At 70.7% G+C, this 12,365-nt stretch carries 16 protein-coding genes and 1 pseudogene; 5 read left to right on the forward strand and 12 right to left on the reverse strand.

The genetic code is table 11. The annotated features are described in order from the left end of the window. Window positions 1-74: 74 nt before the first annotated feature. The 9 genes and pseudogenes from EXW95_RS12490 to EXW95_RS12530 form a co-directional block, all read right to left on the reverse strand. Window positions 75-1,478, reverse strand: coding sequence for an RtcB family protein (locus tag EXW95_RS12490; RefSeq protein ID WP_174367714.1), 1,404 nt, complete (start codon window positions 1,476-1,478; stop codon window positions 75-77). 240 nt (window positions 1,479-1,718) lie between these two features. Then, a complete protein-coding gene (locus EXW95_RS12495) occupies window positions 1,719-1,871 on the reverse strand; it encodes a hypothetical protein (RefSeq protein WP_174367715.1) in 153 nt (50 codons plus the stop codon). Further along, complete coding sequence (locus tag EXW95_RS12500; RefSeq protein ID WP_174367716.1) at window positions 1,853-2,395, reverse strand: hypothetical protein; 543 nt, start codon at window positions 2,393-2,395, stop codon at window positions 1,853-1,855. Before EXW95_RS12500 ends, EXW95_RS12495 begins: the two co-directional genes overlap by 19 nt. A 25-nt stretch (window positions 2,396-2,420) precedes the next feature. Continuing rightward, a pseudogene (locus EXW95_RS12505) lies at window positions 2,421-3,889 on the reverse strand (UDP-N-acetylmuramoyl-L-alanyl-D-glutamate--2,6-diaminopimelate ligase). Between the two features lie 33 nt (window positions 3,890-3,922). Next, a complete protein-coding gene (locus tag EXW95_RS12510; RefSeq protein WP_174367717.1) occupies window positions 3,923-4,549 on the reverse strand; it encodes a hypothetical protein in 627 nt (208 codons plus the stop codon). A 69-nt stretch (window positions 4,550-4,618) separates the two neighbouring features. Continuing rightward, window positions 4,619-5,242, reverse strand: coding sequence for a deoxynucleoside kinase (locus EXW95_RS12515; protein ID WP_174367718.1), 624 nt, complete (start codon window positions 5,240-5,242; stop codon window positions 4,619-4,621). After that, entirely contained in the window at window positions 5,242-5,853 is a 612-nt protein-coding gene (locus EXW95_RS12520; RefSeq protein WP_174368968.1) for a deoxynucleoside kinase, read from the reverse strand. The genes EXW95_RS12515 and EXW95_RS12520 overlap by 1 nt, the downstream gene beginning before the upstream one ends. Window positions 5,854-5,955: 102 nt before the next feature. Further along, window positions 5,956-6,129, reverse strand: a complete 174-nt coding sequence (locus EXW95_RS12525) for a hypothetical protein (RefSeq protein WP_168927154.1) — start codon at window positions 6,127-6,129, stop codon at window positions 5,956-5,958. 2 nt (window positions 6,130-6,131) lie between these two features. Beyond that, entirely contained in the window at window positions 6,132-7,043 is a 912-nt protein-coding gene (locus tag EXW95_RS12530; RefSeq protein WP_174367719.1) for an SPFH domain-containing protein, read from the reverse strand. Window positions 7,044-7,222: 179 nt separating this feature from the next. Between EXW95_RS12530 and EXW95_RS12535 the strand changes: the two genes are divergently transcribed. From EXW95_RS12535 to EXW95_RS12555, 5 genes are all read left to right on the forward strand, one after another. Then, entirely contained in the window at window positions 7,223-7,666 is a 444-nt protein-coding gene (locus EXW95_RS12535) for a LapA family protein (RefSeq protein ID WP_174367720.1), read from the forward strand. Window positions 7,667-7,918: 252 nt separating this feature from the next. Further along, on the forward strand, window positions 7,919-8,773 hold the full coding sequence (accD, locus tag EXW95_RS12540; RefSeq protein ID WP_058974796.1) for an acetyl-CoA carboxylase, carboxyltransferase subunit beta: 855 nt from the start codon (window positions 7,919-7,921) through the stop codon (window positions 8,771-8,773). Then, window positions 8,770-9,723, forward strand: coding sequence for an acetyl-CoA carboxylase carboxyltransferase subunit alpha (locus EXW95_RS12545; protein ID WP_174367721.1), 954 nt, complete (start codon window positions 8,770-8,772; stop codon window positions 9,721-9,723). The genes accD and EXW95_RS12545 overlap by 4 nt, the downstream gene beginning before the upstream one ends. Window positions 9,724-9,801: 78 nt before the next feature. Next, complete coding sequence (locus EXW95_RS12550) at window positions 9,802-10,254, forward strand: LysE family translocator (protein WP_174367722.1); 453 nt, start codon at window positions 9,802-9,804, stop codon at window positions 10,252-10,254. A 45-nt stretch (window positions 10,255-10,299) separates the two neighbouring features. Next, window positions 10,300-10,587, forward strand: coding sequence for a hypothetical protein (locus EXW95_RS12555; protein ID WP_174367723.1), 288 nt, complete (start codon window positions 10,300-10,302; stop codon window positions 10,585-10,587). Here EXW95_RS12555 and EXW95_RS12560 read toward each other — a convergent pair. The 3 genes from EXW95_RS12560 to ttcA all read right to left on the reverse strand — a co-directional run bounded on the left by EXW95_RS12560 (window position 10,582) and on the right by ttcA (window position 12,331). Beyond that, a complete protein-coding gene (locus tag EXW95_RS12560; protein ID WP_174367724.1) occupies window positions 10,582-11,121 on the reverse strand; it encodes an HAD family hydrolase in 540 nt (179 codons plus the stop codon). The two genes, EXW95_RS12555 and EXW95_RS12560, sit on opposite strands and share 6 nt — an antisense overlap. A 69-nt stretch (window positions 11,122-11,190) precedes the next feature. Continuing rightward, window positions 11,191-11,412: a hypothetical protein gene (locus tag EXW95_RS12565; protein ID WP_174367725.1), complete on the reverse strand. Its 222-nt coding sequence runs from the start codon at window positions 11,410-11,412 to the stop codon at window positions 11,191-11,193. Window positions 11,413-11,449: 37 nt separating this feature from the next. Continuing rightward, entirely contained in the window at window positions 11,450-12,331 is an 882-nt protein-coding gene (gene ttcA / locus EXW95_RS12570; RefSeq protein ID WP_160975851.1) for a tRNA 2-thiocytidine(32) synthetase TtcA, read from the reverse strand. Window positions 12,332-12,365 lie beyond the last annotated feature (34 nt).

Below are 12,365 nucleotides of genomic sequence, written 5' to 3' on the forward strand. Positions count from 1 at the left end.
AAGCCCCCCCTGCCCCTCTGGGGTAGGGGGCTGGGGGGTGGGGCAGCCCGCCGCAGGCGCAACCAATCCAACTGCTAGATGTCCTCACTCCCGGTGTCCATGCGGACCACACGAGGCTGGAAGCTGGCGATGACGTTCACGAGGTCGGTCTGCCGGGCGATGACGTCCTCGATGCGTTTGTAGGCTTGTGGGGCTTCGTCGATGCCGCCGCCGATGAGGGTGACGCCGCGCCCGGTGAGGTACGCCTGGACGTCTTTTTTGTTGAGGGTGCTGGTGGCGGCTTTGCGGCCGAGTTGGCGTCCGGCGCCGTGGCTGGCGCTGTGCAGGGCGCCTTCGTGGCCGAGGCCGCGGACTACAAAGCCGGGGTCGGCCATGCTGCCGGGGATGAGGCCGAGCTGGCCGTGGGTGGCGGGGGTGGCGCCTTTGCGGTGGACGATGAGTTCCTGGCCGTTGACGGTCTGTTTCCAGGCGAGGTTGTGGCTGTTGCTGACCTGCGCGAGGGGGGTGACGTTCAGGGCGCGGGCGAGGCGGGTGTGGATGAGGTGGTGGTTGGCGAGGGCGTAGCGTCCGGCGAGGTTCATGGCCTGCCAGTACGCCTGTCCGTCTTCGTGGTCGAGGGGGAGCCACGCGAGTTTTTTCGCTTCGGGGGCGAGGGTTGGGTGGTGGCGTTCGGCGAGGGCGGTGAAGTGTCCGGCGACCTGCGCCCCGAGGCCGCGGCTGCCGCTGTGGGTGAGGACGGCGAGGTACTCGCCGGCGTCGAGGCCGAGGTCGGCGTGGGGGAGGGTGAGGGTGCCGAATTCGGCGAAGTGGTTGCCGCTGCCGCTGGTGCCGATCTGGGTGGCGGCCTTGTCGTACAGGTGCCGCAGGATGGGCTGGTCCTGCCAGGTGCTTTCGTGGAGGACGTCGTGGTCCTGGCGGTCGCGTTTCTCGAAGGCGACGCCCGCGCCGAAGCGCGTGTGCTTGAGCAGGAGGGTGGTGGCCTCGTCGGTGCGCAGCGCGCCGGGCTGGATGGGCAGGACGGACAGCATCATGGAGCAGCCGATGTCCACGCCGACGCCGTAGGGGATGACGGCGTTCTCGGTGGCGAGGACCCCGCCGATGGGGAGGCCGTAACCGACGTGCGCGTCGGGCATCAGGGCTCCGGCGCGGCTGATGGGCAGGCGCATGGCGACGTCCATCTGACGGTGCGCGCCGGGATCGATCAGGTCCGCGCCCCAGGTGGGGTAGGGAAGGGGTGCGGGGCGCAGGTCGCTGCCCTTGCGGGCGTCGAGGATGGCCTGCTGCGCGAGGAGTTCGGCGGCCAGCGGGGCGTACACGCCGCCCGCAGCGTACGCGGCGGGGTTCTGCTGCACGGCGCGCAGTTCGCTCAGGATGTCGTCGCGGGTCAGTCCGGCGGTTTCGCGCTGGGTGGCGGCGGTCTGGGCGAGGGCGATGGCTTTCTTTTCCAGGCCGAGTTTCACGAGGTGTTTGCCGTTCATGGGTCTCTCTCTTTCAGGTGGATGGGGAGGCGACTTTGCCTTGGGGGGTGGGGCCTCCGGGTGTGGGTGTCCGGTCGCCGGGATCGCCGTCCGGGGCGTCGGGCGTTCTGGCTGTGGTGCTGTCGGGTGTTCCTGCGGGCATGGTCGCCTCCTCTCCCTGAATCGGGTCTGGGTGAGTGTGCCGCTTGGGTGGGGCAGCGGGCATCCGCATGGTGGCGGATGGGCGGCGTAGGCCAGTGCCTACTCCAGCAGTTCGTCCAGTGGCGTGGGGTCGAAGCGGACCCGGTCGGGGATCAGCCGCCCGCCCTGCGCGCGGTACGTCAGGACGAGGCGGCCCGTGAACGCCCAGGCGCGCTGCACCTCGACCAGCGCGGTCAGGCTGCCCCCCTGCACGGTCCAGCGGACCTGATCGCCGATGCGGGCCGCCTCGCCACGCAGGCCCGGCAGTGGGGGAGTTTCACGCTGCGGCCGGGCAGGGTCAGGGTGTTCGACCCGAAGCGCACCTGCTGCCGCAGGTACGGGACGGGCGGCGTGACCGGCCACTCGCGCAGGTCCGGCAGGCTCAGGACGCGCGCGTCGTACACGGCCACGCCGGTCCCCTCGTCGGTCATGAGGGTCACGAGCACCTCGGGCCTGGCGTCGCCGCCCAGGTCCGTGACGCTCAGGCCGGGCCAGAAGGTGGGGTTGCTGATCGTCCGCCATGCGGGAAAGGTCCGCGTTGTGCCCCCGGCGGTGACGCGCAGCCCGGTCAGCCAGCCCTCCCGTGCGGGCGCGGTGGTCTGCACGGTCAGGTTCGGACCCTCGTGCCGCGCGACGGTCGCCCCGGCGGGAATGCCGCCCGTGGGTGTCGGGACTGGCACCTGCGCGGCGTGCGCGGGCAGAAGCGAGGCGGCAAGCAGCAGGCACAGGGGTCGCATGCCCCATCATGCCTCCCGGGTGGGGTCAGCGCAGCTTCAGGGCGTCCATGGCTTCCTGCGTCTCGTTCCAGGGGAGGGTCTCGTGGGCGCGTTCCAGGGTGTCCTCGGGTCCCTTCCCTGCCAGCAGGACCGTGTCGCCGGGCTGCGCCAGGGCAATGGCGGCGCGGATGGCGGCGCGGCGGTCGGGAATGGCCTCGAAGTTCGTGTGTCCGCCTTCCTGGGCGCCGCGCTGCATCTCGCGCAGGATGTCGTCCAGGGGGTGTCGCGGCAGTCCTCCTCGGTGAAGACCGCGTGATCCGCGAGGCGGGTGGCGACCTCGCCGAGCGGGGCGCGCTTGCCGGGGTCACGCGGCCCGCCGGCCGAGCCGAGCACCACGGTCAGGCGGCCCGCAGTGGTGGTCCGCAGGGTGCCCAGGGCTTTCTCGAGGCTGGGGGGCGTGTGCGCGAAGTCCACCACGACGCGCCGCCCGCGCGTGTCGGGCACGAGTTCCATGCGGCCCGGCACGCCCCGGAACGACGCGAGGCCTGCCGCCAGCGCCTCCCAGCCCGCGCCGAGGTGCGCGCTCGCGGCCATGGCGGCCAGGGCGTTGGCGACGTTGAAGCGTCCGATCATCGGCAGGTGCGCGTCGAACTCGCCCAGCGGGCTGATCACGTGGAAGTGCAGGCCGGTGCTGCGTTCCTCGATGTCGGTGGCGCGCCAGTCGGCGTGCTGCCCCTCGGCGGAGTAGGTGGTCTCGGCGGGGGCGACGCCGCGCAGTTGCGCCGTCCAGGGGTCGTCCACGTTCAGCACCGCGAACGGCGCGGCCTCGACCAGTCGGCGTTTGTCCGCGAAGTAGTTCTCCAGGGTGCCGTGGAAGTCCAGGTGCTCGCTCGACAGGTGCGTCCAGACGGCCACGTCCCACGCGACGCTCCGCACGCGCTCCAGCGCCAGGGCGTGGCTGCTGGCCTCCAGCACCGCCGCGTCCGCGCCCGCCGTGACCATCTCGGCCAGGGTGGCCTGCACCTGCGGCGCCTCGGGCGTCGTGAAGTGCGCCGGGAAGTGCCGCAGCGCACCGTCGGGCAGTTCGTACCCGACGGTGCTCAGGAGGCCGGTGCGCAGACCGGCGGCGCGCAGCAGGTGCCGGGCCAGCCAGCTGGTCGTGGTCTTCCCGTCCGTGCCGGTCACGCCCACCACCCGTAGCCCCCGGCTGGGGTGCCCGGCGAGTGCGGCGGCGGCGTCCGCCAGCGCCGCGCGGGCGCTCGACACGCGCAGGTACGGCAGGGGGCTGGTCATGCCGTCCGGGAGGCCCTCGCCGATCACGGCCACCGCGCCCGCCGCCGCGACCCGGTCGATGAAGCTGTGCCCGTCGAAGCGCGCCCCGCGGATCGCCACGAACGCCGAGCCGGGCTGCACCCAGTCGGCGTTGTGCGTGACGCCCGTCACTTCCGGATTCAGGTCCGGGCCAACAGGGGTCAGGTGGGCGTGCAGGTGGTCGGCCAGCTCGGCAAGGCGCATGCCGGGATCATAGCGGCCCGCCACCTGAGCCCCTCAGCGCTGGCGGGTGTACAGGCCGCTGAACGTCACGTTCAGGCCGCCGCACGCGCCGTTGTCCAGCGCGACCAGCCACGGGCCGACCGGCCACAGGCTCAGCTCGCAGCCGTCTGCTGCGGTCTGCCACGCGCCGCCTTGGCGGGTCAGGGTCCCGTCCACCTCGCCCAGGTTCGCGCTGCCGCCGGGCGTCGGGTACAGCGCGTCCCCCTGCACCCGCCACGTGCCGGCGGCCGTCTTCGCGAGGATCAGGGTGCCCGTCCCGGACTTCCAGGTGCCGCTCAGGGCGGGACTGGTGGGAACGTTCTGCACCTGCATGGCGTTCAGGTACCCGCCCACGCCGGTCGGGGCGCCGCCTCGCACGAAGTAGCTGCAGCGCCGCCCGTTCACGGCGGGGCCCTGGAGGAGCAGGTCGCCCTTGACCACGTAGGCTCGGCCGGGTTTACCTGCCGCGTCGGTGAACACGGCGCGGTTCATGCCGACGCGCGCGGCGCGCAGTTCGCCGGGATTCAGGGTCTGCCACGCGGGGCAGCCCATGAGCGGATCTGGGGTGGCCTGCGCGTGGGCGGAACTGACAGCAGTGCCGAGCAGGGCGAGGGTCAGGACGGACGGCTGAATTGTGGGCATCCCGCGCAGCGTACCCAGTGGGCGCGCCGCGCACTGCCTCATCTGACCGGGCATCCGGTTGCGGGCCTGTCAGCGCAGCAGCGGCAGCCCGTAGCCGTTGGCCTGCACGCGCTGACACACCCATTCGAAGGCCTGCGGGTCGGCCACGAAGTCCAGCTGGTCGCCGGGGACGCGCACGACCGGGCAGGCGTCGAAACCCGCGACCCAGGTGTCGTACAGGCGGTTCAGGCCGCCCAGGTACGCCTCGGGGATGGCCTGTTCGTACTCGCGGCCGCGCTGCGCGATGCGCCGCTTCAGGGTGGGCAGGCTGGCGTCGATGTGGATCAGCAGGTCCGGGACGCGCAGGGCGGGCAGCACGCCCTCGTACAGGCTGCGGTACGTGGCCCAGTCGCGTTCTTCCATCTGCCCGCTCTCGTAGAGGTTCCGCGCGAAGATGTTGGCGTCCTCGAACACCGTGCGGTCCTGGATGACGTAGCGGGCGCCGGTCACGAGGTTCAGGTGCTGCTCCAGGCGGCGCGACAGGAAGTACACCTGCGAGTGGAAGGAGTAGCGGCGCATGTCGCCGTAGAAGTCCTCCAGGTAGGGGTTCTCGGCGTAGGGTTCGTACACGGGGCGCAGGCCGTAGCGCCCGGCGAGCATGCGGGTCAGGGTGCTCTTGCCGCTGCCGATGTTTCCGGAGATCGCGAGGTACATCAGTCGGCGGCCTGTCCGGCGCGCAGGGCGTCCCCGATACGGGCCATGATCTGCTGTTCGTGCTCGGGGTTGTTCACGAAGTCGATCCCGGCCGCGTCGATGATCAGGTGCGGGTGCGGGTACGTGCGGAAGTACTCGTCGTACCGCCCCGTGAGGTTGGCGAGGTACGCGGCCTGCATGTCCTGCTCGAACGGGCGGCCGCGCAGCGCGATGCGGCGCAGCAGTTCGTCGGTGTCGGCGCGCAGGTACACCACGAGGTCCGGGGTGGGCAGGCGCGGGGACAGGTGCGAGTACAGGTCCTCGTACAGCGCGAACTCGGCGTCGCGGAGGTTCATGGACGCGAAGATGAAGTCCTTGTCGAACAGGTAGTCGCTGACGACCGAGTCGCGGTACAGGCCCGGCTGCCACAGCGCCGAGAGCTGCTTGAAGCGCGACAGCAGGAAGAACGCCTGCACCTGGAAGGAGTACGCGTCGGGCTGCTCGTAGAACTTCGCCAGGAAGGGGTTCTCCTCGACGATCTCCAGGTTCAGTTCGGCGTTGTGGCGCGCGGCGAGCCGCCGGGCGAGGCTTGTTTTTCCGACCCCGATGGGCCCTTCGACGACGACGTACATGGCGCCCCGCAGCATAGCGCCCCCCGCGAGTCTCAAGGGTGGATGAAGACCTTGACACGCGCGGGGGGACCGGGGGGGGAGGGGTGACGGGACCTCGATCCTCTATTCCCCGTCCTCTTTCTTCTTGTCTTTCAGGCGTCCGGCGTCGCGTGCGGCGCGGGTCAGGAGGTATTCGATCTGGGCGTTGACGCTGCGCAGGTCGTCCGCCGCCCAGCGTTCCAGCGCGGCGTACAGCTCCGGGCTGATGCGCAGGGGGAAGTTCTTGCGCGGCGGCATGATCAGTACAGGCTACCGGCGTTCACGACCGGTTGTGTCCCGCGCTCGCTGGTCAGGACGACCAGCAGGTTGCTGACCATCTGCGCCTTGCGTTCCTCGTCGAGCTGCACGATGTCCTGCTCGCTGAGTTCCTTCAGGGCCATCTGCACCATGCCCACCGCGCCCTGCACGATCTGGCTGCGCGCGGCGATGATGGCGCTGGCCTGCTGGCGCTGCAGCATCGCCCCGGCGATTTCCGGGGAGTACGCGAGGTGCGACAGGCGCGCTTCGAGGACCTCCACGCCGGCGTGGCGCAGGCGGGCGGCGAGTTCCAGGCCCAGCGCCTCGGCGACGTCGTCGGCGTTGCCGCGCAGGCTCATGCCCGCGCCGTCGTACTCGTCGTAGGGGTACTGGCTGGCGAGGTGGCGCAGCGCCGTCTCGCTCTGGATGGCGACGAACTCGGCGTAGTCCTCGACGTCGAACACGGCGCGGGCACTGTCCACGACCCGCCAGACGATCACGGCGGCGATCTCGATGGGGCTCCCGGCGGCGTCGTTCACCTTCAGGCGTTCACTGTTGAAGTTGCGGATCCTCAGGCTGACGCTCTTGCGGACGGTCAGGGGGTTGGTCCAGTACAGGCCGTTGCGGCGTTCGGTGCCCACGTAGCGGCCGAACAGGGTGAGGTTGGTCGCCTGGTTGGGCTGCACGATGAAGAAGCCGACCAGGGTGAAGGTCAGGAGCAGCAGGGCCAGGACGGCCAGTGGGAGGATCTGCGCGATGAGCAGTGCGGCGGTGCCCATCGCGGCGATCAGCCATGCCAGGAAGACCGGGATGCCGGGCAGGCCGAAGGCGGGGCGTTCGGTGCTGGCGACGCCGCTGCGGGTCGAGACGCCGCCGTGGGGGGTGGGGGTGGGAGCCTGCTGCAGTTCGTTCATGGTGGAACCTCCGGGCGATCTCGAATAACTATCAAAGTGATATCACTTTAGACCTGAGTCCACCAGGGGGCATGGCCCGCGAGCGTGGACGACCACCCCGCCCCATCCCCGGCAGGGGACGCCCGCAGCGTCAACGTTCCCGCAAGGCCACCCGGACCGCGCGCCGTTACGCTGAACGGATGAGAACCGTCGTGCTGATCGTCGTGCTGGTGCTGCTGGGCCTGTTCGCCGTGCTGAACACCAACGCGCTGATGTTCCCCCACACGCTGAGCCTGGGGTTCGTCACGTACACCGGCGTGCCCATGGGCCTGATCCTGCTGATCGTGGCGACCCTCCTGAGCCTGGTCTTCTACTTCTGGGCGGGCATCACGGGCCTGCGCGCCCAGGCGGACAGCGCCAAGCTGCTGCGCGACATGGAAGCCCTGCGCGTCAGCCTCGACCAGCAGGAGGGCAGCCGCTTCGCGCAGCTGCAGACGCACCTCGACGAGCGCTTCCGGGTGCTGGGTCAGGGCAGCGGCGGCGCGGACGTCGCGGCCCTGACCGCCCGCGTGGACGCCCTGCAACGCGACCTGAACGTGCAGCTGGCGCAGATGGACGACTACCTGAAGACCAAGCTGGGCTGATACGGACTCCGGTTGAAAGGTTTGCAAAATCTTTCGACCCGAGCGGACTCGCAGAGCTGCGCAGCAGAGCGAGCGGGAGAGAAGCGGGTTCCGGGCGTGAAGTTGACAGATCGGTGGTGTTCCGATCTGTCAACGAAACAAACGGAATCCGTATGAGGTGCGGGCGCCGGGCGGCGCGGCTGGACGCTCCTTGCACCCGGTGCAAAAGCGGCGGGCCGCGCCGCCTAGAATGCCCACGGAGGAGTACACCGCATGGCCCTTGACCGTTTTTTCCGCCGCCGTCGCCCCCAGCAGCAGCCGGGCACGGACGTGCCTGACCTGTGGACCCAGTGCCCCGCCTGCAAGGAAGGGGTGTACAACCGTGACCTGGAAGCGGGCGCCTACGTGTGCCCCAAGTGCGGGCACCACATCCGCCTCGACGCCGCTCAGCGCGTGCAGGTGCTGCTCGACGAGGGCAGTTTCACGCAGCTGTCCGGTCGGGTGCAGCCCACCGACGCCCTGAACTTCCAGGACACCGAGGCCTACACCGACCGCCTGCGCCGCGCGCAGAAGAAGACTGGCCGCCCCGACGCGATCCTGACCGGGACCGGCACCATCCTGGACGTGCCGGTCACGCTGGCCGTCATGGACTTCGCCTTCTCCGGCGGAAGCATGGGCAGCGTCGTCGGTGAGGAGATCGCCCGCGCCGCCGAGCACGCCGCCGCGCACGGCACACCCCTGATCATCGTGACCGCCAGTGGCGGCGCCCGCATGCAGGAAAGCGCGCTGTCCCTGATGCAGATGGCCAAGACCACCGTCGCCCTGGAAGGCCTGACCGAGCGGGGCCTGCCGTACGTGAGCCTGCTCACCGACCCCACCACGGGCGGCGTGACCGCCAGCTTCGCGACCATCGCCGACGTGATCGTCGCCGAGCCCGGCGCGCTGATCGGCTTCGCGGGCCCGCGCGTGATCCAGCAGACCATCCGCCAGAACCTCCCCGAGGGTTTCCAGCGCGCCGAGTTCCTGCTGGAGCATGGCATGGTGGACGCCGTCGTGGACCGCCGCGAGCAACGCGCGTACCTCGCGTCGCTGCTGGGCCTGCTGACCCGCCGGGAGGTGAGCGCGTGACCGCCCCCATCGACACCCTGAAGGAACTCGAGGCCCGCGTACGCGACCTGGAAGTCACCGCGCAGCGCACCGGGCAGAACCTCGACGCCGCCCTGACCCCCCTGCGCGCCGAGGTGGACCGCCTGCGCGCCGCGCAGCCCAGGGTCACCCCGACCCGCTGGGAACGCGTGCAGCTGGCCCGCGCGCAGGGCCGCCCCACCGCGCTGGACTACGTGGACCGCCTGTGCACCGAGTTCACCGAACTGCACGGCGACCGCCGCTACGGCGACGACCCCGCCCTGATCGGCGGCCCCGCCCGCTGGCAGGGCGTGCCCGTCATGCTGCTGCTGCAGCAGAAAGGCCGCGATACCAAGAGCAAGATCAAACGTCGCTTCGGCAGCGCCAACCCCGAGGGCTACCGCAAGGCCGTGCGCCTGATGGACCTGGCCGACAAGTTCGGGCTGCCCGTCGTGGCCCTCGTGGACACCCAGGGTGCCTACCCGGGCCTGGAAGCCGAGGAACGCGGGCAGGGCTGGGCGATCGCCGAGAGCATCCGCCGCATGCTGAACCTGCGCGTGCCCGTCGTGAACGTCGTCATCGGCGAGGGCGGCTCCGGCGGCGCGCTCGCCATCGGCGTCGGCAACCGCGTCCTGATTCAGGAGAACGCGTGGTACTCCGTGATCTCCCCGGAAGGCGCCGCGAGCATCATCTGGAAGGACGCCAGCAAGGCCCCCCTGGCCGCCGAGGCGCTGCGCCTGACCGCCCCGGACCTCCTGAAACTCGGGATCGTCGAGGAAGTCATCCCTGAACCCGCAGGCGGCGCGCACCAGAACGCCGACGAGGCTGCCCGCGCCGTCGGTGAGGCCGTCACCCGGCACCTCCGGGAGCTGGCCGCGCAGGACCCCGCCACGCTGAAGACCGACCGGGCCGCGCGCTTCCGCCGCCTGGGCGCCTACACCGAAACGCCCTGACCCACCCCCGACAGGCGCGGCCCTACCCCTGACCGGGCGGTCCGCGCCTGTTCTGGCAGGGCGCGGCTATGCTCGGGCATGCCTGACCTGCCCACCCTGCTCGCCTTCAGCGTCGCGGCACTGGCCCTGATCGTCATTCCCGGCCCCAGCGTGCTGTACATCGTGGCGCGCAGCCTCCACCAGGGACGGCGCGCCGGGATGGTTTCCGCGCTGGGCGTGCAGACCGGCGGACTGGTGCACGTCCTGGCCGCCACGCTGGGCGTCTCCGCGCTCGTGCTGTCCAGCGCGCTGCTGTTCAGCGTCCTGAAGTGGGTGGGGGCCGCGTACCTGATCGTGCTGGGCCTGCGCACCCTGCGCACCCTGCGCGCCCCCACCCCGGACGCCCTGACCGTCACTGTGCCGGACGCTCAGCCCCTGACGCGGATCTACCGGCAGGGCGCGGTCGTGAACGCCCTGAACCCCAAGACGGCGCTGTTCTTCCACAGGCGGCGTTCAGGTGAGGTGCAGGCACTGTTCCTGCGTCTCACCTGAACCGAGCAGCGCGAGTCACCGTGACCAGCAGCGGGTGAAAGTGAAGTGGCCGGGGGCGCTGTTCCTCCGGTCACGGAACTGAAAGCCGCTGTCGCGTTCCTGCCGCAGTTCGTACACCCCGGGCACGGGCCGGTGTGGGCGCAGACCCTCACGCTGGGGCTGGTGTTCCTGGGGCTCGCCACGCTGAGTGACGGCGCGTACGCCCTGCTGGCGGGCAGCCTGGGGCAGCGCTGGCAGGGGAGCCGCACCTTCGCCCGGCGGCAGCAGCAGGTGTCCGGCGGGGTGTACGTCGCGCTGGGCGTGGGCACCGCCCTGATCCCCCACGGGTTATGAGGGCCGGGGCAGGTCTGCCAGCGCCGCCACGCTGAGTGCCGCGCCTCCCGCCAGTGCCCGCTCGCGCACGCGCGGGTGCGCGTGGACGTGCCACGCGCTCAGGTCCGCCGCGACCGCGCCGCGCACGTCATGCTCCGGACTGTCCCCCACGTACGCCCCTGCTGCCGCTGGGAGGTTCAGGGCGTCCAGCATCACCCGGAAGGGGAGAGGATCGGGTTTCAGCGCCCCCACCTCGCCCGCGATGACGACCACCTCGAACACGTCGGGGAAGCAGGCCTGCACCCGCGACCGCTGCGCCGGGCCGTCATACGCGTTCGACAGGAGTGCCAGCCGCACCCCGCCTGTCCGCAGGTCACGCAGCAGCTCCGCCGCGCCCGGCATGGGCACCGTCGCCGCCACCAGCGCCCGCGTGTACAGGCCCAGGTGCTCCTCCGTCAGGGTCACGCCGGACGCCGCGAGCGTCCGCCCCAGCCGCTCGGCGTCCTGCCGCAGCGGGTCGGCCAGCCCGGCCTCCACCCGGTCGTGGAAGGCCATGATCTCGAAAAGAATTGCGGTGAGTCGCAGACGAACCCGACCGGAGGGAGAAGCAACAACGACCGGACTTCAGGAGATGGACGAACGTCCGGTGGTGTCCCGGACGTTCGGGAATCGGATGAATCCGGGCGGGTCCACCGCCCGGTCCTCGAACGCCGTCTGCGGCACATCCGGGCAGGCCGCACGCCGCAGCGTGTCCAGCGCGTGAATGTCCGCCGCAACGAAATCGGTCAGCGTGCCGTCGAAATCGAAGGCCAGGAAGCGCAGCAGGGCGGGCAGGTCGGGACGCACCCCGGCAGCCTACCCGCCCCACCTGTCGCGCGCGGCGTCAGCCGAGCATGTCGAGTTCCTGCACGCCGCTCAGGAATTCACGCTGTGGGTACTCGTCCGGGTCGAAGCCCCGGTCGCCCTCGGCGGGCGTGACGCTCAGGGACGCGAAGTCGAACAGGGTGCGGTCCATCAGGTGGCTGGGCGTCACGCGGGTCAGGGCGCGTGCGATGTTCGTCAGGCGGCCCGGGTGTTCCCGCTCCCAGCCCCCCAGCATCTCGCCGACGACCTTGCGCTGGAGGTTCTCCTGGCTGCCGCAGAGGTTGCAGGGAATGATCGGGAATTCGCGTGCCTGCGCGTAGCGGATGATGTCGGCCTCCGCGACGTACGCCAGGGGGCGGATGACGACGTTCGTGCCGTCGTCGCTCTGGAGTTTGGGCGGCATGGCCTTCAGGCGCGCGCCGAAGAACAGGTTCATGAACAGCGTTTCCAGGATGTCGTCGCGGTGGTGGCCCAGCGCGATCTTCGTCGCGCCGATCTTGCGGGCGTGGGCGTACAGGATGCCGCGGCGCAGGCGGCTGCACAGCGCGCAGGTGGTCTTGCCTTCCGGCGTCTTCTCCTTGACGACGCTGTACGTGTCCTCGGTGAGGATGTCGAAGCGCACGCCCAGTTCCGTCAGGTAGCGGGGCAGGACGTCCTTCGGGAAGCCCGGCTGGCCCTGGTCGAGGTTCACCGCGACGATCTCGAAGTCGATGGGCGCCTTCTTCTGGAGGTGCAGCAGGACGTCCAGCAGCGTGTAGCTGTCTTTCCCGCCGGACAGGCAGACCATCACGCGGTCCCCGTCCTCGATCATGCGGTAGTCGCCGATCGCCTGTCCCACCCCCTTCACGATCGTCTGGAAGAGGCGGGGGTCGGTGGCAGAGGTGGGGGCAGTCTGGGTCATGGCGCGCTAACGGGTCATGGTACGCGCTGCGGGG

The sequence above is a fragment of the Deinococcus sp. JMULE3 genome (assembly GCF_013337115.1).
Taxonomy (GTDB): domain Bacteria; phylum Deinococcota; class Deinococci; order Deinococcales; family Deinococcaceae; genus Deinococcus.

Coding starts and splice junctions, on each gene's coding strand:
- EXW95_RS12490 (WP_174367714.1), bottom strand. CDS start 1,478: ATGAACGGCAAACACCTCGTGAAACTCGGCCTGGAAAAGAAAGCCATC.
- EXW95_RS12500 (WP_174367716.1), bottom strand. CDS start 2,395: ATGCGACCCCTGTGCCTGCTGCTTGCCGCCTCGCTTCTGCCCGCGCAC.
- EXW95_RS12510 (WP_174367717.1), bottom strand. CDS start 4,549: ATGCCCACAATTCAGCCGTCCGTCCTGACCCTCGCCCTGCTCGGCACT.
- EXW95_RS12515 (WP_174367718.1), bottom strand. CDS start 5,242: ATGTACCTCGCGATCTCCGGAAACATCGGCAGCGGCAAGAGCACCCTG.
- EXW95_RS12520 (WP_174368968.1), bottom strand. CDS start 5,853: ATGTACGTCGTCGTCGAAGGGCCCATCGGGGTCGGAAAAACAAGCCTC.
- EXW95_RS12525 (WP_168927154.1), bottom strand. CDS start 6,129: ATGCCGCCGCGCAAGAACTTCCCCCTGCGCATCAGCCCGGAGCTGTAC.
- EXW95_RS12530 (WP_174367719.1), bottom strand. CDS start 7,043: ATGAACGAACTGCAGCAGGCTCCCACCCCCACCCCCCACGGCGGCGTC.
- EXW95_RS12535 (WP_174367720.1), top strand. CDS start 7,223: ATGAGAACCGTCGTGCTGATCGTCGTGCTGGTGCTGCTGGGCCTGTTC.
- accD (WP_058974796.1), top strand. CDS start 7,919: ATGGCCCTTGACCGTTTTTTCCGCCGCCGTCGCCCCCAGCAGCAGCCG.
- EXW95_RS12550 (WP_174367722.1), top strand. CDS start 9,802: ATGCCTGACCTGCCCACCCTGCTCGCCTTCAGCGTCGCGGCACTGGCC.
- EXW95_RS12560 (WP_174367724.1), bottom strand. CDS start 11,121: ATGGCCTTCCACGACCGGGTGGAGGCCGGGCTGGCCGACCCGCTGCGG.
- ttcA (WP_160975851.1), bottom strand. CDS start 12,331: ATGACCCAGACTGCCCCCACCTCTGCCACCGACCCCCGCCTCTTCCAG.